Annotated in this window: 22 protein-coding genes; 3 read left to right on the top strand and 19 right to left on the bottom strand. The window is 63.9% G+C overall.

Going from position 1 to position 23,301, the window contains the following annotated elements; translation table 11 throughout:
* Position 1 precedes the first annotated feature (1 nt).
* From rpsS to ACM9HJ_RS19290, 12 genes are all read right to left on the bottom strand, one after another.
* On the bottom strand, positions 2-280 hold the full coding sequence (gene rpsS, locus ACM9HJ_RS19345; protein ID WP_416573395.1) for a 30S ribosomal protein S19: 279 nt from the start codon (positions 278-280) through the stop codon (positions 2-4).
* 12 nt (positions 281-292) lie between these two features.
* Positions 293-1,117: a 50S ribosomal protein L2 gene (gene rplB / locus ACM9HJ_RS19340; RefSeq protein WP_416573394.1), complete on the bottom strand. Its 825-nt coding sequence runs from the start codon at positions 1,115-1,117 to the stop codon at positions 293-295.
* A 10-nt stretch (positions 1,118-1,127) separates the two neighbouring features.
* A complete protein-coding gene (locus ACM9HJ_RS19335) occupies positions 1,128-1,442 on the bottom strand; it encodes a 50S ribosomal protein L23 (protein WP_416573393.1) in 315 nt (104 codons plus the stop codon).
* Positions 1,439-2,059 (bottom strand): 50S ribosomal protein L4, encoded by a 621-nt coding sequence (rplD, locus tag ACM9HJ_RS19330; RefSeq protein ID WP_416573392.1) that lies wholly within the window; start codon positions 2,057-2,059, stop codon positions 1,439-1,441. The genes ACM9HJ_RS19335 and rplD overlap by 4 nt, the downstream gene beginning before the upstream one ends.
* 3 nt (positions 2,060-2,062) lie before the next feature.
* Complete coding sequence (gene rplC / locus ACM9HJ_RS19325; RefSeq protein WP_416573391.1) at positions 2,063-2,767, bottom strand: 50S ribosomal protein L3; 705 nt, start codon at positions 2,765-2,767, stop codon at positions 2,063-2,065.
* Positions 2,768-2,831: 64 nt separating this feature from the next.
* On the bottom strand, positions 2,832-3,140 hold the full coding sequence (gene rpsJ, locus ACM9HJ_RS19320; RefSeq protein WP_029013602.1) for a 30S ribosomal protein S10: 309 nt from the start codon (positions 3,138-3,140) through the stop codon (positions 2,832-2,834).
* 94 nt (positions 3,141-3,234) lie between these two features.
* Positions 3,235-4,422, bottom strand: a complete 1,188-nt coding sequence (tuf, locus tag ACM9HJ_RS19315) for an elongation factor Tu (RefSeq protein WP_416573390.1) — start codon at positions 4,420-4,422, stop codon at positions 3,235-3,237.
* 37 nt (positions 4,423-4,459) lie between these two features.
* Complete coding sequence (gene fusA, locus ACM9HJ_RS19310) at positions 4,460-6,529, bottom strand: elongation factor G (RefSeq protein WP_416573389.1); 2,070 nt, start codon at positions 6,527-6,529, stop codon at positions 4,460-4,462.
* 18 nt (positions 6,530-6,547) lie between these two features.
* Complete coding sequence (gene rpsG, locus ACM9HJ_RS19305; RefSeq protein ID WP_416573388.1) at positions 6,548-7,018, bottom strand: 30S ribosomal protein S7; 471 nt, start codon at positions 7,016-7,018, stop codon at positions 6,548-6,550.
* 12 nt (positions 7,019-7,030) lie between these two features.
* On the bottom strand, positions 7,031-7,402 hold the full coding sequence (rpsL, locus tag ACM9HJ_RS19300; protein WP_054169737.1) for a 30S ribosomal protein S12: 372 nt from the start codon (positions 7,400-7,402) through the stop codon (positions 7,031-7,033).
* A 397-nt stretch (positions 7,403-7,799) separates the two neighbouring features.
* Positions 7,800-8,393 (bottom strand): Uma2 family endonuclease, encoded by a 594-nt coding sequence (locus ACM9HJ_RS19295; protein ID WP_416573387.1) that lies wholly within the window; start codon positions 8,391-8,393, stop codon positions 7,800-7,802.
* A 69-nt stretch (positions 8,394-8,462) separates the two neighbouring features.
* On the bottom strand, positions 8,463-9,065 hold the full coding sequence (locus ACM9HJ_RS19290) for a Uma2 family endonuclease (RefSeq protein WP_416573386.1): 603 nt from the start codon (positions 9,063-9,065) through the stop codon (positions 8,463-8,465).
* Positions 9,066-9,226: 161 nt separating this feature from the next.
* Here ACM9HJ_RS19290 and rimO point away from each other — a divergent pair, with 161 nt between their 5' ends.
* The 3 genes from rimO (at position 9,227) to ACM9HJ_RS19275 (ending at position 11,878) form a co-directional block, all read left to right on the top strand.
* Entirely contained in the window at positions 9,227-10,564 is a 1,338-nt protein-coding gene (rimO, locus tag ACM9HJ_RS19285) for a 30S ribosomal protein S12 methylthiotransferase RimO (protein ID WP_416573385.1), read from the top strand.
* Positions 10,565-10,723: 159 nt separating this feature from the next.
* A complete protein-coding gene (locus tag ACM9HJ_RS19280) occupies positions 10,724-11,350 on the top strand; it encodes a TIGR02466 family protein (RefSeq protein ID WP_416573384.1) in 627 nt (208 codons plus the stop codon).
* A gap of 126 nt (positions 11,351-11,476) precedes the next feature.
* The gene (locus ACM9HJ_RS19275; RefSeq protein WP_416573383.1) at positions 11,477-11,878 is read left to right on the top strand and encodes a DUF2306 domain-containing protein; all 402 of its coding nucleotides are present in this window, start codon (positions 11,477-11,479) and stop codon (positions 11,876-11,878) included.
* Positions 11,879-11,922: 44 nt separating this feature from the next.
* Here ACM9HJ_RS19275 and ACM9HJ_RS19270 read toward each other — a convergent pair whose 3' ends face one another.
* The 7 genes from ACM9HJ_RS19270 to rplJ all read right to left on the bottom strand — a co-directional run bounded on the left by ACM9HJ_RS19270 (position 11,923) and on the right by rplJ (position 23,159).
* The gene (locus tag ACM9HJ_RS19270) at positions 11,923-12,204 is read right to left on the bottom strand and encodes a hypothetical protein (protein ID WP_416573382.1); all 282 of its coding nucleotides are present in this window, start codon (positions 12,202-12,204) and stop codon (positions 11,923-11,925) included.
* A 12-nt stretch (positions 12,205-12,216) separates the two neighbouring features.
* Entirely contained in the window at positions 12,217-12,552 is a 336-nt protein-coding gene (locus ACM9HJ_RS19265; RefSeq protein WP_416573381.1) for a hypothetical protein, read from the bottom strand.
* Positions 12,553-12,631: 79 nt separating this feature from the next.
* Positions 12,632-13,186: a demethoxyubiquinone hydroxylase family protein gene (locus tag ACM9HJ_RS19260; RefSeq protein WP_416573380.1), complete on the bottom strand. Its 555-nt coding sequence runs from the start codon at positions 13,184-13,186 to the stop codon at positions 12,632-12,634.
* Positions 13,187-13,264: 78 nt separating this feature from the next.
* Positions 13,265-17,551 carry a DNA-directed RNA polymerase subunit beta' gene (gene rpoC / locus ACM9HJ_RS19255; RefSeq protein ID WP_416573379.1) on the bottom strand — a complete coding sequence of 1,429 codons (4,287 nt, stop codon included), beginning with the start codon at positions 17,549-17,551 and terminating at the stop codon, positions 13,265-13,267.
* A gap of 88 nt (positions 17,552-17,639) precedes the next feature.
* A complete protein-coding gene (gene rpoB / locus ACM9HJ_RS19250; protein ID WP_416573378.1) occupies positions 17,640-21,833 on the bottom strand; it encodes a DNA-directed RNA polymerase subunit beta in 4,194 nt (1,397 codons plus the stop codon).
* 382 nt (positions 21,834-22,215) lie between these two features.
* Positions 22,216-22,593: a 50S ribosomal protein L7/L12 gene (gene rplL / locus ACM9HJ_RS19245; RefSeq protein ID WP_416573377.1), complete on the bottom strand. Its 378-nt coding sequence runs from the start codon at positions 22,591-22,593 to the stop codon at positions 22,216-22,218.
* 47 nt (positions 22,594-22,640) lie between these two features.
* Entirely contained in the window at positions 22,641-23,159 is a 519-nt protein-coding gene (rplJ, locus tag ACM9HJ_RS19240) for a 50S ribosomal protein L10 (protein ID WP_416573376.1), read from the bottom strand.
* Positions 23,160-23,301: the final 142 nt, after the last annotated feature.

Raw genomic sequence — 23,301 nt, 5'->3', positions numbered from 1 at the left:
ATTACTTCCTCTTCGCCTTCTTGTCGGCCGCATGACCGTAGAACGTACGGGTCGGCGAGAATTCACCGAACTTGTGGCCGATCATGTTTTCGGTCACCAGCACCGGCACGAACTTCTGGCCGTTGTAGACACCGAAGGTCAGACCGACGAAATGCGGCAGAATGGTGGAACGGCGGGTCCAGATCTTGATGATCTCATTACGGCCCGACGCACGCGCCTTGTCTGCCTTCTTCAACAGGTAGCCGTCAACGAACGGCCCCTTCCAGACGGAACGAGTCACGGCAGCACTCCCTTACTTAGCGCGGCGGCGGATAATGAGCTTATCCGTGCCCTTGTTCTGACGGGTCTTCTTACCCTTGGTCGGCTTGCCCCACGGCGTGACCGGATGACGGCCACCGGAGGTGCGACCTTCACCACCACCGTGCGGGTGGTCGATCGGGTTCATGGCGACGCCGCGAACGGAAGGACGCTTGCCGAGCCAGCGGTTACGACCGGCCTTGGCGATGACCACGTTGGACTGGTCCGGATTGGACACAGCGCCGATGGTGGCCATGCACTCGCCACGGACCATGCGCAGCTCGCCCGAGGGGAGCTTCAGCTGGGCATAGCCCTGGTCGCGACCGACCAGCTGCAGGTACGTGCCGGCGGAGCGCGCCAGCTGACCACCCTTGCCGGCCTTCAGTTCCACATTGTGGACGATGGTACCGACGGGGATGTTCTTCAGCGGCATCGCATTGCCGGGCTTCACGTCGACCTTCTCACCGGAGACGACGACGTCGCCGGCCTTCAGGCGCTGCGGGGCCAGGATATAGGCCAGCGTACCGTCCGTGTACTTCACCAGAGCGATGAAGCCGGTACGGTTCGGGTCATATTCCAGGCGCTCCACCGTGGCCGGCATATCGAACTTCGTACGCTTGAAGTCGATGATGCGGTAGGTGCGCTTGTGCCCGCCGCCCATGCGGCGAGCCGTGATGCGACCCGTGTTGTTGCGACCGCCGGAGCCCGTCAGGCCCTCGGTCAGCATCTTAACGGGCTTGCCCTTATGCAACTCCGAGCGATCCACCAGAACGAGCTGGCGGAGGCTGGGCGTAATCGGACGGAAAGTCTTCAAAGCCATAGCTCTACCCTCACACGCCGGTGGTCACGTCGATCGAGTTGCCCTCGGCGAGGGTGACGACGGCCTTCTTGTAGTCCGACCGGCGACCGATCGTGCCACGAAAACGCTTCGTCTTACCCTTGACCACGGAGGTGTTAACCGCCGTGACCTTCACCTTGAACAGACCCTCGATGGCGGCCTTGATCTCGGGCTTCGTCGCATCCATGCGCACCTTGAAGGTGACCTGGTTGTGCTCGGAACCCATGGTGGCCTTCTCGGTGATCACGGGTGCGACGACAACGTCGTACATCCGCTCGGCCGAGATCGTCTTCTTCGCAGTGCTCATTTCAGGCGAGCCTCCAGCTGCTCGACAGCGTTGCGCGTGAGGACGAGAACGTCCCGGCGCAGGATGTCGTACACGTTGGCGCCCTGTTCCGGCAGCACGTCGATGTGCGGAATGTTGCCGGCGGCACGGGCGAAATTCACATCGACATTGGAACCGTCGATGATCAGCGCCGAGGTCAGGCCCAGGGCCTGCAGCTGGCCGAACAGCACCTTGGTCTTGTGGCTGTCGGCCTTGGCGGCCTCCAGCACGACCAGCTTGCCTTCGGCGGCCTTGACCGACAGGGCGGTCTTCAGGGCCAGCTTGCGGACCTTCTTGGTCAGGTCATGCTCGTGGGAGCGGACGACCGGCCCGAAAATCCGGGCGCCGCCGCGGAACTGCGGCGAACGCAGGCTGCCGGCGCGAGCGCGACCGGTGCCCTTCTGGCGCCACGGCTTCTTGGTCGTACCGGAGATTTCCGAGATGCCCTTGGTCTTGTGCGTGCCGGCGCGGCGCTTGGCCAGCTGCCACAGCACCATGCGGGCCAGGATGTCCTGACGGGCAGGCAGACCGAACACGGCTTCCGACAGCTCAATCTCGCCGACGGTCTCGTTGTTCAGATTCTTGATGGACGTCTTCATTTATCAGCCCTCCGCCGCAACAGCTTCAGCGGCCGGCGCACGGAAGGCGCCGGGGAACGGCACGCCCTCGGGCAGCTTCTTCTTGACGGCGTCCTTGACGAGGACATAGGCGCCCTCATGGCCCGGGACGGCGCCCTTGACCAGGATCAGACCGCGCTCGACGTCGACCGACACCACCTTCAGGTTCTGGACCGTGACGGTCTCGGAACCCATATGGCCAGGCATCTTCTTGTTCTTGAAGGTCTTGCCCGGATCCTGACGGCCACCGGTCGAACCGATGGAGCGGTGCGACACGGACACGCCGTGGGTCGCACGCAGACCGCCGAAGTTCCAGCGCTTCATGCCGCCGGCAAAACCCTTACCCAGGGTCGTGCCCTGCACGTCCACGAACTGGCCGGCAACGAAATGATCCGCGGTCAGCTCCGAACCAACCTCGATCAGGTTGGCGGGGGCGACGCGGAATTCGACGAGCTTCTTCTTCGGCTCGACCTTGGCCTTGGCGAACACCTCACGCTGGGCCTTGGCGACGTTCTTCACCTTGGCCTTGACGGCACCGAGCTGGAGGGCCGTGTAGCCGTCCTTCTCTTCCGTCTTGTGGGCGACGACCTGGACCTGGTCCAGCTTCAGCACAGTCACCGGCACGCTCTCACCCTCGTCTGTGAAGACGCGGGTCATGCCGACCTTCTGCGCGATCAATCCGGATCGCATCTGTTTTTCTCCATAAATCGGGACATCCTCAGATGGGAGAGGTCCCGTACTCGACCAAACCTGATTACAGCTTGATTTCGACGTCGACGCCGGCTGCCAGGTCGAGCTTCATCAGCGCATCAACCGTCTGCGGCGTCGGGTCGACGATGTCCAGCAGGCGCTTGTGGGTGCGAATCTCGAACTGCTCGCGCGACTTCTTGTCGATGTGCGGGCTGCGGTTGACGGTGAACTTTTCCAGCTGCGTGGGCAGCGGAATCGGACCGCGGACGCGTGCACCGGTCCGCTTAGCGGTGTTGACGATCTCGCTGGTGCTCTGGTCGAGCACGCGATGATCAAACGCCTTAAGGCGGATCCGGATATTCTGATTGTCCATGACCTAGACCCCAAAAAGAGCAGGGTTTATACCCAAAGAACGGGCCGGCCCCAAGCGGATTCGGGCCGGCCCCACCACATTGCTGTGATGCGTTTTACTTGACGATCTTCGACACGACGCCGGCGCCGACGGTGCGGCCGCCTTCGCGGATGGCGAAGCGCAGGCCTTCATCCATGGCGATCGGGGCGATCAGCTTGACGGCGAAGCGGATATTGTCGCCCGGCATCACCATCTCCGTGCCTTCCGGCAGGGTCACCGAGCCGGTCACGTCCGTCGTGCGGAAGTAGAACTGCGGACGGTAGTTGGCGAAGAACGGGGTGTGACGGCCGCCCTCTTCCTTGGTCAGGATGTAGGTCTCGGCCTCGAAGTCCGTGTGCGGGTTGATCGAGCCCGGCTTGGCCAGAACCTGGCCGCGCTCGACGTCCTCACGCTTCGTGCCGCGCAGCAGCGCGCCAATGTTGTCGCCGGCCTGGCCCTGGTCCAGCAGCTTGCGGAACATTTCAACGCCCGTGACGGTCGTCTTCACCGTGGCCTTCAGGCCGACGATCTCGACTTCCTCACCGACCTTGACGATGCCCTTCTCGACGCGGCCCGTCACCACGGTGCCACGGCCCGAGATCGAGAACACGTCTTCGATCGGCATCAGGAACGGCTTGTCCACCGGACGGTCGGGCTGCGGGATGTAGCGGTCGACCTCGGCCATCAGCTTCAGAACGGCTTCGCGGCCGATGTTCGGCTGCGTGTCGTTCAGGGCGCAAACGGCGGAGCCGGGGACGATCGGAATGTCGTCGCCGGGGAAGCCATAGCTGGTCAGCAGCTCGCGCAACTCCAGCTCCACCAGCTCCACCAGGTCCGGATCGGCCAGGTCCATCTTGTTCAGGAACACCACCAGGGCCGGCACGCCGACCTGACGGGCCAGCAGGATGTGCTCGCGCGTCTGCGGCATCGGGCCGTCGGCGGCCGAGCACACCAGGATCGCGCCGTCCATCTGCGCGGCACCCGTGATCATGTTCTTCACATAATCGGCGTGGCCGGGGCAGTCGACGTGGGCATAGTGGCGGTTGTCGGTCTCGTACTCGACGTGAGCGGTCGAGATCGTGATACCGCGGGCCTTCTCTTCCGGCGCCTTGTCGATCTGGTCGTAGGCCGTGAAGGTCGCGCCGCCCTTTTCCGCCAGCACCTTCGTGATGGCGGCCGTCAGCGACGTCTTGCCATGGTCAACGTGACCGATGGTGCCGATGTTGCAGTGCGGCTTCGTCCGCTCAAACTTAGCCTTAGCCATGATGTTCCGTCCTCATTTCAATCGGTTGACGACCAGTTCAGGCCACCTTGCTGCGAATCTCGTCAGCGATGGCGTGCGGCGCCTGTTCATAACGGTCAAATTGCATCGAGTACTGTGCCCGGCCCTGACTGATGGACCGGAGCGTATTCACGTAACCGAACATGGTCGCCAGTGGCACCCTGGCATCGATCACCTGGGCATTGCCCCGCCGATCCAAGCCGAGAATATGCCCCCGACGGCTGTTCAGGTCGCCGATGACATCGCCCAGATAGTCATCCGGGGTCACCACCTCGACCTTCATCACAGGCTCCAGCAGGACGGGGCGAGCCTTGGCCAGCCCTTCCCGCAATGCCGCCCGCGCCGCGATTTCAAACGCCTGCGCGGAACTGTCCACATCGTGGAAGGCGCCATCGACCAGCTCGACCCGGACATCGACCGGATATCCGGCGACGATGCCCGAGGTTCTGGAGGCCTCAAGCCCCTTCTGCACACCCGTGACGAATTCCTTGGACAGCGTTTCCGCCGTCACCTTGTTCACGAACACCAGCCCCCGGCCCGCTTCCGTGGGCCCCACCGCCAGCACGACGCGGGCAAAGTGACCAACGGCACCGATCCGGTGCTTATAATGGTGATCCACTTCACCCCGGCCGGTGACAGTCTCGCGGTAAGCCACCTTGGGCTTGCCCACCGACGCCTCCACCCGGAATTCCCGGCGCATGCGGTCCACGATGATCTCCAGATGGAGCTCACCCATGCCCCGCAGGATCACCTGCCCGGATTCGGGATCGCGGCCGATCCGGAAGGAAGGGTCCTCAGCCGCCAGACGGCCAAGCGCCACCGCCATCCGGTCATGGTCGGCCTGCGTATGCGGCTCGACCACCACCTCGATCACCGGTTCCGGGAATTCCATCCGCTCCAGCAGGATCGGATGGGCCGGATCACACAGCGTGTCCCCTGTCGTCGTCCCCTCCAGCGAGGCGAACGCGACGATGTCGCCCGCGAAGGCCTCCCCGATCTCCTCCCGGCTGTTCGCATGCATCAGCAGCATGCGACCGGCCTTCTCCTCCAGCTTCTTGCCGGGATTGCCCATATGGGCGTCCTGACGCAACGAGCCGGAATAGATACGGGCGAAGGTCAGGGACCCCGCGAACGGATCATTCATCACCTTGAACGCCAGCGCCGCGAAGGGCGCCTCGTCGGTAACGGAGCGGGTGACCGCTTCGCCCGACGGCGTCACACCCTGGATGTCGCCCTTATCGGCCGGGGACGGCAGATAATCGACGACGGCATCCAGCATGGGCTGCACGCCCTTGTTCTTGAAGGCCGACCCGCACAGCACCGGCACGAGCGCCAGCCCGACGGTGCCCTTGCGGATCAGGCGGCGCAGCTCCTTCTCATCCGGCTCGACACCGGACAGGAAGGCATCGGTCGCCGCCTCTTCCATCTCCACCGCCTGCTCGACCAGCTTGGCGCGCCAGCGCTTCGCCTCGTCCAGCAGATCGGCCGGTACGTCCACCACATCGAAGCGGGCGCCCAGCATGTCATCGGCCCAGATGACCGCCTTCATGGCGATCAGGTCGATGACACCCTTGAACCCCGCCTCCGCACCCAACGGCAGCTGCAGCAGTACAGGGTTCGCACCCAGCCGCTCCCGGATCATCGCCACCGTGCCCAGGAGGTCCGCGCCGACGCGGTCCATCTTGTTCACGAAGCAGATGCGCGGCACGCGGTACTTGTCCGCCTGCCGCCACACCGTCTCTGACTGCGGCTCCACGCCCGACACCGCATCGAACAGGGCCACCGCACCATCCAGGACCCGCAGGGAACGCTCGACCTCAATGGTGAAGTCGACATGCCCGGGCGTGTCGATGATGTTGATGCGGTGATCCTTCCAGAAGCAGGTCGTCGCCGCCGAGGTGATGGTGATGCCCCGCTCTTGCTCCTGCTCCATCCAGTCCATCGTGGCGGTGCCGTTGTCGACCTCGCCGATGCGATAGGACTTGCCTGTGTAAAACAGGATCCGCTCCGTCGTCGTCGTCTTGCCGGCATCGATATGCGCGGCAATGCCGATATTCCGATAGGAGTGGATGGGATGGGACCGGGCCATGGATCGGGGCTTTCGACCTTACCAGCGGTAGTGTGAGAAGGCCTTGTTGGCTTCGGCCATGCGATGCGTGTCTTCACGCTTCTTCACGGCCGTACCGCGCTGCTGCGCGGCATCCAGAAGCTCACCCGACAGACGCTCGGTCATGGTGTTTTCCGAACGGTTGCGGGCGGCACCGATGATCCAGCGGATCGCCAGGGCCTGCGCACGGTCGGAACGCACTTCCACCGGCACCTGGTAGGTCGCACCGCCGACGCGGCGGGAACGGACTTCCAGGTAGGGGCGCACGTTGTTCAGGGCGTCATGGAAGAGCTGCAGCGGGTCCTGCTTGGCCTTCACCTCGATGCGATCGAGGGCACCGTAGACGATGGACTCCGCCACCGACTTCTTGCCGTCGTACATCAGGCAGTTCATGAACTTCGTCAGCACGATATCGCCGAACTTGGCATCGGGCAGAACTTCGCGCTTGTCGGCTTTACGACGACGGGACATTGCTCGCTCTCCTTACTTCGGACGCTTGGCGCCGTACTTCGACCGGCGCTGCTTCCGATTCTTCACGCCCTGCGTATCGAGCGTGCCGCGGATGATGTGGTAACGCACACCGGGAAGATCCTTCACGCGGCCACCACGGATCATGACGACCGAGTGTTCCTGAAGGTTGTGACCCTCACCGGGGATGTAGCTGATGACCTCGTAGCCGTTCGTCAGGCGCACGCGGGCGACCTTACGAAGCGCCGAGTTCGGCTTCTTCGGGGTGGTGGTGTAGACACGGGTGCAGACGCCACGCTTCTGCGGGCATTCCTGCAGGGCCGGCACCTTGTCCCGGGCCACCAACGGAGCCCGCGGCTTGCGGATCAACTGACTGATCGTCGGCATGAACGCCCTTCGCCTTTTCTATATCCCCGCCAAGGCAGGGGATGTCATTCCAAACCTGTCGCACCACCAAGCCTTAGGACAACGGACGAAAAACGCCCGCATACGTAGCCGGAGGCTCCGTGCGGGAGAATCTCATGCGCCGTCCGAACAAGGACTCGGGTGCGGCTATCGACTTTTCCGGGGAGGTTCCTTAAGGCTGGCCAACGTCCCTGATGGGTAAGCGCTTGGTGCCAACAGTGGGGACAGCGTCTAGACGCCACGAGGGCGGGCTACAGCCTGCCCCCCCGAAATAGGTTGGCGGACTATATGGATGAGTCTTCGAGCCGTCAAGCGCGACCCTAAGCCTTCCGCCACGTTTGCCACGCATCCTGGCCCCCAGGACTCCGCAGGGCTGGGGTCAGGGGACGGGGGGGCGGCCATCGCGTTCGGGGATCAGTTCCACATCTTCATAAATCTCCGCCATGGGGATGGAGATGCCGATGCTCTCCAACTCGATCATGGCGTCCAGGCCGCGGATCGTCTCAAGCACCCAGCGGTCGCCCTCCCGCCGATAGAGCCACGCTTCCGCCGACGCCTGCTCCACCTCCAGCACCTGGACGATCCCGGCGGAGGCATAATCGTCACGCTTGCGCGCCATCTCACCGGCGGAATTGCTGGGGGAAAGCACTTCCACCGCCAGGATCGGGGTATCCGCTGATCGGCGGCTGGAGCCGCAACGGACCAGGATATCCGGGGCACGGACCGTCCATCGCTTATCAATGCGCAGGACACTTCCACTTTCCGGCATGCAGGGACGGTCGGCAGCACGCAGCCTGTTCTTGATGGCGCTGCCCAGACTGATGCCGACCTGGCCATGGCTCTTGGATGGGGCCGATTGCGCCACCGGCCACCCCCCGACCAGTTCATAGCGCAGATCGTCACCCGAATCCCAGGCCAGGAACTCGTCGATGCTCATGCGGGGCAGATCGGTCGTGCGGGCAGCCATAGCCATGGTTCGCAGAACCCCGTTCAGGAATGCAGGAAGATGTTAGCCCGAATCACCGGCATCGCCAACTGCTCCTCAGGCATCGGCCGGCGCGTCCATGATGTTGCCGTCCAGCACATTCTCATAAATGTCGGCCAGCCGGACCGTCAGCCCGAAACCCTCCAGGATGAACTGGGCATCCAGGCCGGCAACCACCCGTGCCCGCCATTGATCCGGCCCATCGACCCGGTAGATCCAGACACAGGCCCGCTCCTGGCTGACCTCGATCACCTGCTCCACTCCGCAAAGCGCATAATCCTGGCGCCTGGCCGCCATGGCGTCGGCACCATCCTCCGCCGACAGCACCTCGATCGCCACGGCGGGCGAGCCGGCATCGCCCTTGTTCACGATACCGGTACGGATCATCAGGTCGGGAAAGCGCACGGAGTCGCGGCCGGGAATGGGCAGAGGCCCCCTCGCCTCCATCACGCCCCGCATCTCCACAAGATGACGTACACCCTGGAATGCCGTGCAGAGATTGACGGCGATGATGCCGTGGGCGGAACTGTTGAAGGGGCGCACCGTGGCCTGGCCGTCCAGCAATTCATAGAACCGGTCGTCACCCGGTTCCCACGCCATGAACTGGTCGGGCTTCATATAAGGTATGGGCGGCGTCGATCCGGGCATCTGTCGCTCCATCGCGTCATATCCTGACGGTCATATGGGCAAGGTCCCGCCCCTGGCCAACCGCTATCCTCGCGCCGGACGCGTCATATCGCTGCCCCGCCATGCTCTGGCCGGGACTGGCCTGAAAACCCGTCCGGCCTTATATAGGCCGCTTGTTTTCAAGGACCCCCGTCATGACCAAGCTTGCCCATACCCCCGCCGCCGCGCCCAAGGTCGGCATCGTCTCCCTCGGTTGCCCCAAGGCGCTGGTGGACAGCGAACGCATCCTGACCAAGCTCAGGTCGGAAGGGTATGAGATCTCCGGTTCCTATGACGGGGCCGACGTGGTGCTGGTCAATACCTGCGGCTTCCTGGACAGCGCCAAAGCCGAAAGCCTGGAGGCCATCGGCGAGGCCATCAAGGAGAATGGCAAGGTCATCGTCACCGGCTGCCTGGGCAAGGAGGAGAGCCTGATCCGGCAGAACCATCCCAATGTCCTGGCCGTCACCGGACCCCACCAGTACGAGCAGGTGGTCAGCGCCGTGCACGAGGTGGTGCCGCCGCGCCATGATCCCTACCTGGATGTGGTGCCCCCCCAGGGCCTGCGCCTGACCCCGCGCCATTACGCCTATCTGAAGATTTCCGAGGGCTGCAACAACCGCTGCACCTTCTGCATCATCCCGTCCATCCGCGGCGACCTGGTCTCCCGCCCCGCCAACATGGTGCTGGCCGAGGCCGAGGCGCTGGTGAAGGCCGGGGTGAAGGAGATCCTGGTGGTCAGCCAGGATACGTCCGCCTATGGCATGGACACGCGCTACGCCGAAAGCAAGTGGAAGGGCCGTCAGGTCCGTGCCAAGTTCATCGATCTGGCACGCGAGCTGGGCGACTTGGGCGCCTGGATCCGCCTGCATTATGTCTATCCCTATCCGCATGTGGATGAGGTGATCGGGCTGATGGCGGACGGCAAGATCCTGCCCTATCTGGACATCCCCTTCCAGCATGCCGCCCCCAATGTCCTGAAGGCCATGAAGCGTCCGGCGAATACGGATAAGGTGCTGGACCGGATCAAGATGTGGCGCCAGGGCTGCCCGGACCTGACGCTCCGCTCCACCTTCATCGTCGGTTTCCCCGGCGAGACGGAGCAGGATTTCCAGTATCTGCTGGACTGGCTGACCGAAGCGCAGATCGACCGCCTGGGCTGCTTCAAGTACGAGCCCGTGGATGGCGCGCCCGCCAACGAGATCCCCGGCGCCGTCCCGCCGGAGGTGCAGGAGGAGCGCTGGAACCGCCTGATGGCCCACCAGCAGGAAATCAGCGCCGCCCGTTTCGCCACCAAGATCGGTCGCGAGATGGATGTGCTGATCGACGAGGTGGACGAGGATGGGGCCACCGGCCGTTCCTGGGCCGATGCGCCGGAGATCGACGGGGCCGTCTACCTGAATGACGAATTCAAGGTGAAGCCCGGCGACATGGTGCGGGTGAAGATCGAGGAAGCGGACGAGTACGACATGTGGGGCAGCGTCGTTCGCTGAGGCCACATTGTTCCTCAGGCGCCGGGCGCTCAATGCGCCACCGGGCTTCGTCCCCGAAGCCCGGTAGGAGGTATCGACCGCTACCGGAGAGCGCACCCGCGGCAGGCGAAAGCCTTCTGGCACGTGTGAGATCAATCTCTCCGTCACGGCCGCCGCCCCATGCAGATCACGTCCCTTTTCCCCACCCCGTTGATTCGCGCCAGCCTGGGCGCGCAATCACCGCTGATCGCCGCCCTTCGCGACGCCATCCTGTCGCGGGAGGCGGAGATGCCCGATGGCACCCGGCACAGCAATGATGGCGGCTGGCAATCGGGGCACGATCTGCCTGCCTGGACAGGTGTTGCCGGCGAAAGCCTGATCGAGGGATTGACCCGCATGCTGGATCAGGCCACGACCCTGGTCCTCGATGACCGTCTGGACAAGCGCCGCCCCGACTGGCGGGTCAATGCCTGGGCCAATGTCAATCGCCACGGCCATGGCAACCTGCCCCATTGCCATCCCAGTGCCGCCTGGTCGGGCTGCATCTATGTCGATGATGGCGGCATCGGCGGCCGGCCGGGCCTGGGCGGCTGTATCGAATTCAGCGATCCGCGTGGGCCCCTGCCGCTGATGTATGCGCCATCGGTGAAGGTGGACGCGCCCGGCTTCCTGTCGGCCGGGCTGGGGGAACGGGTCTGGCCGGAAACGGGGCTGATCCTGCTGTTCCCGTCCTGGCTGCTGCACCATGTGGCGCCCTATACGGGCGAGGGCACCCGCATCTCCATCGCGGTGAATTTCAGCTTGTGAGACCGGGGGCACTGCCAGCCCTGGCAAAGTGCCACACCTGTGATGCCGCCCATTGATTGTCAGGCCGGTTCTGTCCGATAGAAGCGAAAAACCATCGCAAAAGTCTTATCGGACAGGGGTTCACAATTGCACGGTCTTGATCTGTTTCTAAGCGCCTCGCCACTGATCCAGCTGCATGCGGTTCTGGCCTTGAGCGCCATTCTTCTGGGCGGCCTGCAACTGGCCATGCCCAAGGGCACGCCCGGCCACCGCACCCTGGGCTATGTCTGGGTGGGGGGCATGGCCCTGGTCGCCCTCTCCTCCTTTTGGATCCACGAGGTGCGGATGTTCGGGCTGTTCAGCCCCATCCATCTGCTCTCCGCCCTGACCCTGATCGCGCTGTGGCAATCGATCCGCCTGGCCCGCAAGGGCGACATCGCCCGGCACAGGAAGGCGATGATCCGGCTCTACATCCTGGCGCTGGTCGTCACGGGCGGCTTCACCCTGCTGCCGGGCCGGCTGATGCACAGCGTGCTGTTCGGCGGGTAATTAAACCATGTCTCGGTGATCATAAACGATCACCGACGGTATTATTACTCGTCCCCAATCCAGACCTTGGCGGCCAGCAGGCGCTGTGCACCCTCCCGCAACTCGTCATGCAGGCGCCGGACCTCCGCCACCACCGGTTCCTCCAGCTGCTCCAGCTTGCGGCCGCGTTGGGCGTGCAGCAGGGCTGCCAGCTTCTTGGCCGTGCGTGACAAGGGCGCGAAGGACCGGCCCACGCCCAGCACCTCGTCCCGGTAATCGGGCTGAAGGACGTTGGGATAGAGCCGGTCCATGCGGTCCAGTGCCAGGGAAAGCTGCGTGCGGTTCATCGGCCCGGCCCGTCAGCGGATCACGGGGCGCCAGCGCGGCGGCTTGGTCCCGCCCGTACCGCCCGTATCGTCATCGTCGGGCGGCGGCACCAGGGTACGGGTCTGGGGAGCCGGCGCGGGCGTGGCTGACGCCTTGGCCAGCAGGCCACGCAGCCAGAAGATATGGGCAACGGCCACCAGTGCGCCGATGGGCACGGGGGCGGCGACCAGCAGCATCGGGTTTTCCGCGGCAATGACATGGGCCTGCGGCAGGGCGCGCAGCAGCGACCCGACGATGGAGGCCGCACCCGCCCCGCTCAGCGCGGCGAAGACCAGACCCCACCTGCCCGCCAACCGAACTCCCGCCATCACCTGCACTCCCTGCCTCTGATCGATGCCGGCCTATTTAGGCGGCGGCAGGGGGTGTTGCCAAGGGGCAAGGCAGTCATCAGACATTGCCGGCCAGCCCCAGAGCCCGACGCATGCGGGTCAGCGCCCCGTAAGTGGACATCCAGATCAAGGCTTCGGTCGCAGCCGCGATCAGCCACATCCAGACATCATCCATCCGCGTAACAATGCCCAGGCGAGAGAAGGCATGGTCCGCGTGCTCCTGCTCCTCCTTCATGATCCCGGCAATAGCCGCCGCTTCCGGCCCATTCTCCAGCCAGCGCAATTGATCCTTGAGATGGGTATGCACGGTGCGCTCCACCGCGACGGTGCAGAGCAGGACGGCACGCCGTCCTGCCAGGCCGGTAACCCCGCCCAGCAGGCTTCCCCCCAGGCCCCAAAGCGGCAGCGCACCGCAGGGGCGGACGGCATGGGGGCGCATCAGGTCCCTGAAGGTATGCAGATGCCTTTTTTCATCCTGTAGGGCTTCGCACATGAAGGTCATGACCTCCCGATCGCGACACAGGGCAAGCTGCGCCCGGTAGATACGGATCGCACCATACTCGCCCGCATGGTTGACGCGCAGGATATCCCGCAGCACCCGGTCCCGGTCCATATCCACCCCCGATATGCGAAAAGGGCCGCCCCGTTGCCAGGGCGGCCCTCCCGTTACTCACCATTGTCGGACGCCGCCTTACTCGGCGGCTTCCGGCGGCAGGGCCGGCGCCTCGTCCTCGTCACCCAGCTGCAGGGCGCGGTCGCGCTCGGCGGCAATGGCCTTCAGACGGTTGACGACCGAACCGGTACCGGCCGGGATCAGGCGACCGACGATCACGTTCTCCTTCAGGCCTTCCAGATTGTCGACCTTGCCCTGGACGGCGGCTTCCGTCAGAACGCGGGTCGTTTCCTGGAACGACGCGGCGGAGATGAAGGAACGGGTCTGCAGGCTGGCCTTGGTGATGCCCTGGAGCACCGGCTTGCCCTGCGCGAACCGCAGATCGACTTCGCCTTCCTTGATGCGCTGCTGGACGGCCTTGTTCTCGGCATCGAACTCGAACCGGTCGACCTGATCACCGATCAGCAGGGTGGTGTCACCCGGATCGGAGACTTCGATCTTCTGCAGCATCTGGCGGACGATCACTTCAATGTGCTTGTCGTTGATCTTCACGCCCTGCAGACGATAGACGTCCTGGATCTCATTGATCAGGTAGTTGGCCAGCGCTTCCACGCCCATGACCGACAGGATGTCGTGCGGCACCGGGCTACCGTCCATGAGGCTGTCGCCCTTCTGGACATAATCGCCCTCCTGAACGGCAATGTGCTTGCCCTTCGGGATTAGGTACTCGCGCTCTTCCCCCGTCTCGTCGTTCTTCACGACGATGCGGCGCTTCGTCTTGTAGTCCTTGCCGAACTCGACCCGGCCTTCCAGTTCCGCGATGATCGCGAAATCCTTGGGGCGACGGGCTTCGAACAGCTCGGCCACGCGCGGCAGACCGCCGGTGATGTCACGCGTCTTGGAGCTTTCGCGCGGGATACGGGCCAGCACGTCGCCGGCCTGGACCTTCGCACCATTCTCCACCGACAGGATGGCATCTACGCTCATGAAGTAGCGGGCTTCCGTGCCGTTCGGCAGCTTGACGATCTCGCCATTGGCGTCGAGCAGAGCGACACGCGGACGCAGGTCCGCACCGCGCGGCTGCTGGCGCCAATCGACCACGACCCTGGACGAGATGCCGGTGGCTTCGTCCATGACTTCGCGGACCGAGATGCCCTCCACCAGGTCGACATAGGTGGCCGTACCCTCACGTTCCGTCAGGATCGGCAGGGTGTACGGGTCCCATTCGGCCAGACGGTCGCCGCGCTTGATCGGCGCGCCATCGACGGCCAGAGCCTTGTTCAGCTTGGCACCATAAGGCACGCGGTGTTTGGCGCGCTCGCGGCCCTGCTCGTCCAGCAGTGCCAGTTCGCAGTTGCGACCCATCACTACCGGCACACCCTCGCTGTTCAGCACGAGGTTGCGGTTGCGCACGATCACCTTGGCGTCCAGCGTCGCTTCGATGAAGCTTTGCTCCGCGCCACGCTGCGCCGCGCCACCGATGTGGAACGTACGCATCGTCAGCTGCGTGCCCGGCTCACCGATCGACTGGGCGGCGATGACGCCCACGGCCTCACCCATGTTCACCCGCGTGCCACGGGCCAGATCGCGGCCGTAGCAATGGGCGCACACGCCGTCTTCCGTCTCGCAGGTCAGCACGGAGCGGATATGCACCGTGTCGATACCGGCGCGGTCGACCAGCTCGATCTCCCGTTCGGTGATCAGCTCACCGGCCGGCAGGATCATCTCGCCGGTCAGCGGGTTGACCAGATCGACGGTCGAAGTACGGCCCAGGATACGCTCGGACAGGGGAACAATGACGTCGCCGCCATCGATCACCGCCTTCACGGTCAGGCCATTCTTCGTACCGCAATCGATCGTGGTGATGATGGCGTCCTGCGCCACGTCCACCAGACGACGGGTGAGGTAACCGGAGTTCGCCGTCTTCAAGGCGGTGTCGGCCAGGCCCTTACGGGCACCGTGGGTGGAGTTGAAATACTCCAGAACCGACAGGCCTTCCTTGAAGTTGGAGATGATCGGGGTCTCGATGATCTCGCCCGAGGGCTTGGCCATCAGACCGCGCATACCGGCCAGCTGCTTGATCTGGGCGGGCGAACCACGCGCACCGGAATGGGCCATCATGTAGACCGAATTCACGCCGAAGCCCGGGCGCGGCTGCTCGATGACCTTCATCATCGCGCCAGCGACCTTTTCGGTGGTTTCCGACCAGACGTCGACGACCTTGTTGTACTTCTCGCCCTGGGTGATCAGGCCGTCCAGATACTGCTGCTCGAACTCCTTCACGCGGTCCTGGGCTTCCTTGATCAGCGTCTCCTTCTCGGCCGGGATGACCATGTCATCCTTGCCGAAGGAGATGCCGGCCTTGAACGCGTTGGTGAAGCCCAGACGCATCATCCGGTCGGCGAAAATCACCGTCTCCTTCTGACCGCAATGGCGGTAGACGACGTCGATGATATTGCCGATTTCCTTCTTGGTCAGAAGGCGGTTGATCAGGTCGAACTTGATGGCCGGATGGCGGGGCAGGATCTCCGACAGCAGCATGCGACCGGGGGTGGCCGTCACGCGGGTGGTGATCGGGTTGCCTTCGCTGTCCACCGTGTGGTAGCGGGCCTGGACCTTGGAATGCAGCGTCACGGCCTTGGCCGCCAGCGCATGTTCGATCTCGCCGATGGAGCCGAAGGCCATGCCCTCGCCCACCGCACCGGGCAGTTCCATCGTGATGTAGTACAGACCCAGGATGATATCCTGCGACGGCACGATGATGGGACGACCCGAGGCGGGCGACAGGATGTTGTTCGTCGACATCATCAGGACGCGCGCTTCCAGCTGGGCCTCAAGGCTCAGCGGGACGTGCACGGCCATCTGGTCGCCGTCGAAATCGGCATTGAAGGCGGTGCAGACCAGCGGGTGCAGCTGGATGGCCTTGCCTTCGATCAGGGTCGGCTCGAACGCCTGGATGCCGAGGCGGTGCAGGGTCGGCGCGCGGTTCAGCATCACGGGATGCTCGCGGATGACCTCTTCCAGGATGTCCCAGACCTCGGGACGTTCCTTTTCCACCATGCGCTTGGCGGCCTTGATGGTGCTGGCCAGACCGTACAGTTCCAGCTTGGCGTAGATGAAGGGCTTGAACAGCTCAAGCGCCATCTTCTTCGGCAGGCCGCACTGGTGCAGCTTCAGCTCCGGACCCACCACGATGACCGAGCGGCCGGAATAATCGACGCGCTTGCCCAGCAGGTTCTGACGGAAGCGGCCCTGCTTGCCCTTCAGCATGTCGCTGATGGACTTCAGGGGGCGCTTGTTGGCACCGGTGATGACGCGGCCGCGGCGGCCATTGTCGAACAACGCGTCGACGGCCTCCTGCAGCATGCGCTTTTCGTTACGGACGATGATGTCCGGCGCCTTCAGCTCGATCAGCCGCTTCAGACGGTTGTTGCGGTTGATGACGCGGCGATACAGGTCGTTCAGATCCGACGTCGCGAAACGGCCGCCATCCAGGGGGACCAGCGGGCGCAGCTCGGGCGGAATGACCGGAACGACTTCCAGGATCATCCATTCCGGGCGCGTGGCTTCCGGATAGGTCTTGTAGATGGTCGGGCCGTCGGCGCGCTCGATGCGCTCCTTGTAGCCTTCGAACCGCTCGTAATCGGCGACCGTCTCGACCTCGACCGGATTGCCCAGGAAGGCTTCCAGCATCTTCAGGCGCTTGACGAGCTTCTTGCGCTTGGCCTCCGACGAGGTCTCGCGCAGGTCGTCACGGCAGTTCGCCTTCTCGGTGACCAGGTCCAGCGTGGACAGCATGTCCTTCAGGGCCTCGGCACCGATCTTGGCGGTGAAGGTGTCCTCGCCGTACTTGTCCTGGAAGTCGATCAGCTCGTCTTCCGACAGAAGCTGGCCCTGCTTCAGCTCGGTCAGGCCGGGCTCGATGACGACATAGTTCTCGAAATAGAGGATGCGCTCCAGGTCCTTCAGCGTGTTGTCCAGCAACAGGCCGATACGGCTGGGGAGCGACTTCAGGAACCAGATATGGGCAACGGGCGAGGCCAGTTCGATATGGCCCATGCGCTCGCGGCGGACCTTGGACAAGGTCACTTCCACGCCGCACTTTTCGCAGATGATGCCGCGATACTTCATGCGCTTGTACTTGCCGCACAAGCACTCGTAATCCTTGATCGGACCGAAGATGCGGGCGCAGAACAGGCCGTCGCGCTCCGGCTTGAAGGTCCGGTAGTTGATCGTCTCGGGCTTCTTGATCTCGCCGAACGACCAGGAGCGGATGCGCTCCGGGCTGGCGATCGAGATGCGGATCTGGTCGAAGCTCTGCGGCCCCTGCGGGGTGCCGAAGATGTTCATCAATTCGGTATTCATATGCCGTCTCCCCTGGGGGTCATGGCTTCGTCAAACGATGAGGGCACCCGGCGGGCGATGACCCGCCGGGCGCCGACCCGATCAGCCCTTAATAGTCGCGCTCGTTCAGCTCGACATTCAGACCAAGCGAACGCAGTTCCTTGACCAGAACATTGAAGCTTTCCGGAATGCCGGCTTCGAAGTTGTCGTCGCCACGGACGATGGCCTCGTAAACCTTGGTACGGCCGGACACGTCGTCCGACTTCACCGTCAGCATTTCCTGCAGCGTGTAGGCGGCGCCGTAAGCTTCCAGCGCCCACACTTCCATTTCACCGAAGCGCTGGCCACCGAACTGGGCCTTACCGCCCAGCGGCTGCTGGGTGACCAGGCTGTACGGGCCGATGGAGCGGGCGTGGATCTTGTCATCGACCAGGTGGTGCAGCTTCAGCATGTAGATGTAGCCGACCGTGACGCGGCGGTCGAACGGCTCGCCGGTGCGGCCGTCGATCAGCTGCATCTGGCCCGAGCGGTCGATACCGGCATCTTCCAGCATGCGGCAGATATCCTCTTCGCGCGCACCGTCGAAGACGGGCGTGGCAAAGGGAATGCCGCGACGCAGGTTGTTGGCCAGTTCCATCAGCTCGGCATCGCCCATGTCGGCAATGTCGCTGCCCCACACGTCCTCGCCATAGATGTGCTTCAGACGGGCCCGCAGCTCATCCAGGGTCTTGGACTTCATGGCCGCATCCGTGGCCTTGGCCCGCATCTTGTCCAGCATCTCGCCGATCTGACGGCCCAGACCCGCGGCGGCCCAACCAAGGTGGGTCTCCAGGATCTGACCGACATTCATGCGCGACGGCACACCCAGCGGGTTCAGCACGATGTCGACATTCCGGCCATCTTCCAGGTACGGCATGTCTTCGATCGGGGTGATGCGCGAGATGACGCCCTTATTGCCGTGACGACCGGCCATCTTGTCACCGGGCTGCAGCTTGCGCTTCACAGCCACGAAGACCTTGACCATCTTCATCACGCCGGGCGGCAGCTCGTCGCCGCGCTGCAGCTTCTCGACCTTGTTCTCGAACTTCTCCTGCAGGCGCTGGACGCTGTCGTCGAACACCTTGCCGGTCTGCTCGATGAACTCCATCACCCCGTCATCGGCGACGGAGATGTGGCGCCACTGGCCGCGGGTCAGGCCCGACAGCAGCTCGGCATTGATCGTCTCGCCACCGCGCAGGCCCTTGGGACCCGACACGACGGTCTGGCCGACCAGCAGTTCCTTCAGACGGGTGTAGAAGGAGCGCTCCAGGATGCCCTTCTCGTCGTCGCGGTCCTTGGCCAGCTTCTCGATCTCGGCCCGTTCGATGGCCAGGGCGCGCTCGTCCTTGTCGACGCCGCGACGGCTGAACACGCGCACTTCCACGACCGTACCGACGACGCCCGGCGGCAGGCGCAGGGACGTGTCGCGCACGTCCGACGCCTTTTCACCGAAGATGGCGCGCAGCAGCTTCTCTTCCGGCGTCATCGGGCTTTCGCCCTTCGGCGTGACCTTGCCGACCAGGATGTCGCCCGGACGGACTTCGGCGCCGATATAGACGATGCCGGCCTCGTCGAGGTTCTTCAGAGCCTCTTCACCCACGTTGGGAATATCGCGGGTGATTTCCTCCTGGCCCAGCTTGGTATCGCGGGCCATGACCTCGAACTCCTCGATATGGATCGAGGTGAAGACGTCATCGCGCACGATCCGCTCGGAAATCAGGATCGAGTCTTCGAAGTTGTAGCCATTCCAGGGCATGAACGCGACCAGCACGTTGCGGCCCAGGGCCAGCTCGCCCAGATCGGTCGAGGGACCATCGGCGATGATATCGCCCTTGATCACGCGATCGCCCACCTTCACCAGCGGCTTCTGGTTGATGCAGGTGTTCTGGTTGGAACGCTGGAACTTCAGCAGGTTGTAGATATCGACACCGGGGGCGGCCGGATCCGTATCCTCGGTCGCGCGGACCACGATACGGGTGGCGTCCACCTGGTCGACGATGCCGGCGCGACGGGCAACGATGGTCACGCCCGAATCACGGGCAACCGTCGCTTCCATGCCGGTACCGACCAGCGGGCTGTCCGCCTTGATCAGCGGCACGGCCTGACGCTGCATGTTCGAGCCCATGAGCGCGCGATTGGCGTCGTCGTTCTCCAGGAACGGGATCAACGCCGCGGCGACGGACACGACCTGCTTGGGCGACACGTCGATCAGGTCGATCATGTCCGGACGGGCCAGCAGGTATTCGCCGCCCTTGCGGCAGGACACCAGCAGCTCGGCGAACTTGCCATCGGTCTGAAGCGGCGCGTTGGCCTGGGCCACCATGTAGCGGCCTTCTTCCATGGCCGACAGGTACACCACCTCCGACGTCACCTTCTGGTCCACCACCTTGCGGTAGGGGCTTTCGATGAAGCCGTACTGGTTGACGCGGGCATAGGTCGCCAGGCTGTTGATCAGACCGATGTTCGGGCCTTCCGGCGTCTCAATCGGGCAGATACGGCCATAATGGGTCGGATGCACGTCGCGGACTTCGAAGCCGGCGCGCTCGCGGGTCAGACCGCCCGGCCCCAGGGCCGAGAGACGACGCTTGTGCGTGATCTCGGACAGCGGGTTGGTCTGGTCCATGAACTGCGACAGCTGCGAGGACCCGAAGAACTCACGCACAGCGGCGGCGGCCGGCTTGGCGTTGATCAGGTCGTGCGGCATGACCGTGTCGATCTCGACGCTGCTCATGCGCTCGCGGATCGCACGCTCCATGCGCAGCAGGCCGACGCGGTACTGGTTCTCCATCAGCTCGCCCACGGAGCGGACGCGACGATTGCCCAGATGGTCGATATCGTCGATCTCGCCGCGGCCATCCTTCAGTTCCACCAGGATCTTCAGGATCTTCAGGATGTCTTCCTTGCGGAGCACGCGCATCTGGTCGTCCGTCTCGAAATTGAGACGGGCGTTCATCTTGACGCGGCCCACGGCCGACAGGTCGTAGCGTTCCTGGTCGAAGAACAGGCCCTGGAACAGCGCTTCAGCACTTTCCAGCGTCGGCGGCTCGCCCGGACGCATCACGCGATAGATATCGACCAGCGCATCCTCGCGGGATGCGTTACGGTCGGCAGCCATGGTATTGCGGATATAGGGGCCGACATTCAGGTGGTCGATGGCCAGGACCGGCAGATCCTGCACACCCTGCTTCTCCAGCTTGTCGAGCGAAGCGGACGAAATCTCGTCACCGGCCTCGTACAGGACCTCGCCGGTCTTCTCGTCGATGATGTCGACGGCCAGGTAACGGCCGACGATTTCCTCGACGGAAGCCGACACCTCGGTCAGGCCCTGGTCGACCAGGCGCTTCAGGACGCGCGGGGTCATCTTGGTCTCGCGCTGGGCGAGGACCTCGCCCGTTCGGGCGTCGATCAGGTCGTTGACGAGCTTCTGGCCCTTCAGGCGCTCCGGCTCGAACGCGGTCTTCCAACCCGCACCGGCGCGGGTGTAGTTCACGGTCGCATAGAAGGCACCAAGGATTTCCTCCTTGGTCATGCCCTGCGCCTCATAGGGCTGCAGGTCCTTGCCCAACGCCTTGCGGGCGGCGCGGGAGACTTCCGTGTCCAGGCCGTCCAGCGCGTAGAGCAGCGTGGTGGCCGGCAGCTTGCGGCGGCGGTCGATGCGGACATAGACAATGTCCTTGGCATCGAACTCGAAATCCAGCCACGAGCCGCGATAGGGGATTACGCGGGCGGCGAACAGGTACTTGCCCGAGCTGTGGGTCTTGCCCTTGTCATGGTCGAAGAACACACCGGGGCTGCGGTGCATCTGGCTGACGATCACGCGCTCGGTGCCATTGATGATGAAGGTGCCATTGGCCGTCATCAGGGGCATGTCGCCCATGTAGACGTCCTGCTCCTTGATGTCGCGGATCGAGCGCAGGCCCGTATCCTCATCAATGTCGAACACGGTGAGGCGCAGGGTCACCTTCAGCGGGGCGGCGAAGGTCATACCGCGCTGCTGGCATTCCTCGACATCATATTTCGGCTGCTCAAGCTCGTACCGGACGAAGTCCAGCACGGCGCGCTCGGAGAAGTCCTTGATCGGGAATACCGACTTGAAGACTTCCTGGAGACCGAGGACCGCCCGCTTCTCCGGCGCCACGTCCATTTGCAGGAAGTGGTCGTAGGAACTGCGCTGAACCTCGATCAGGTTCGGCATGCGGGTCACCTCGGGGATACGCCCGAAGCTCTTGCGGATACGCTTACGTCCCGTGAACGACTTGGCCATAGAGTGCCTCTCGTGAACTCGCCCGGTGCAGTGCGCGCTCTGGTCAATGCCCAACTTGGGACCACGGGCCTGTTACCCGCCGCCCCAAAACACGAATCGACGCGGGCGCAAATCCGTCAGGATCGGCGCCGGTCCGCGTCGTTGTCACAGGCGCCTCCCGCTTCCGCTGCCGGTGGAAGCCAGGATTTGCCTTGGTTTTTCCCGTCCAAGACAGGGTTTCCCCCGCCTTTTTCGGAACCGCCATGGTCCCGTCCCGGAAAAGCCCGCCATAATAGCGGAACGTTCCGGTTCAGAAAAGACAGACGACGCCGGGCGGCGATCCCCTTTCGGGGGATCACCGTCCAGCGCCCTCTTATGCAGTGACGAAAGCCACCGCCGCTACTTACTTGACGTTGACCTTCGCGCCAGCGTCTTCCAACTGCTTCTTCAGCTTGGCGGCTTCGTCCTTCGTAGCGCCTTCCTTCACGACCTTCGGAGCGCCTTCGACCAGGTCCTTGGCTTCCTTCAGGCCCAGGCCGGTGATGGCGCGGACTTCCTTGATGACGTTGATCTTGTTGGCGCCGGCATCGGCCAGCTCAACAGTGAACTCGGTCTGCTCTTCCACCGGAGCAGCGGCAGCGGCAGCGGCCGGAGCAGCAGCAGCGGCCACCGGAGCGGCGGCGGAAACGCCCCACTTCTCTTCCAGCAGCTTGGACAGTTCGGCCGCCTCGATGACGGTCAGGGCGGACAGGTCTTCAACCAGCTTCTCGAGCTTGGACATGATGGTCTCCTAGATACACTAGATATAAGGATAGATAGAGATGCGGCTCAGGCCGCCTCGTCCTTCTTGGCGTAGGCCGCGAGAACGCGGGCCACTTGGCCACCCGGTGCTTGCAGAATACCGGCGATACGGGTCGCCGGGGTCTGGATCATACCGAGCAGCGACGCACGGAGTTCGCTCAGCGACGGCAGCTTGGACAGGGCGTCGATGCCCGCGGCGTCCAGCGACACGTTACCGATGCTGCCGCCAATGATCTTGAACTTGTCATTGGCCTTAGCGTAGTCGACCGCAACCTTGGCCGCCGAAACCGGGTCCTTGGACCAAGCCAGCGCGGTCGGGCCCTTGAACAGGCCCTCGGTCTTCTCGAACTGCGTGCCCTTGAGGGCGATGACGGCGAGCCGGTTCTTGGTCACTTTGTAGCTCGCGCCCGCGGCCCGCATCTTGCGGCGCAGGTCGGTAACTTCAGCCACCGTCATGCCGGACTGCTTAGTCACGACGACGAGGGCTGCCGACTGCAGCTCAAGATTAAGGGCCGCGATCGTTGCTTCCTTTTGTGAACGATCCACGGTTCGCCTCCAATGGGGACAGGATGACCACTACGGCCATTCCGCCCGGTTACAACACATCCAGGCCGGTTCAAAAGAACCAGCCCGGATCGGGGTTACCTGTCCCAGAAGCTTCAGCCATCATGTCCAGGGCGGCGAACGG

It is taken from the genome of Niveispirillum sp. KHB5.9, assembly GCF_048066115.1.
GTDB lineage: Bacteria > Pseudomonadota > Alphaproteobacteria > Azospirillales > Azospirillaceae > Niveispirillum.
The sequence above is the reverse complement of the archived record's forward strand: the minus strand, read 5'-3'. Positions and strand labels throughout refer to the sequence as shown.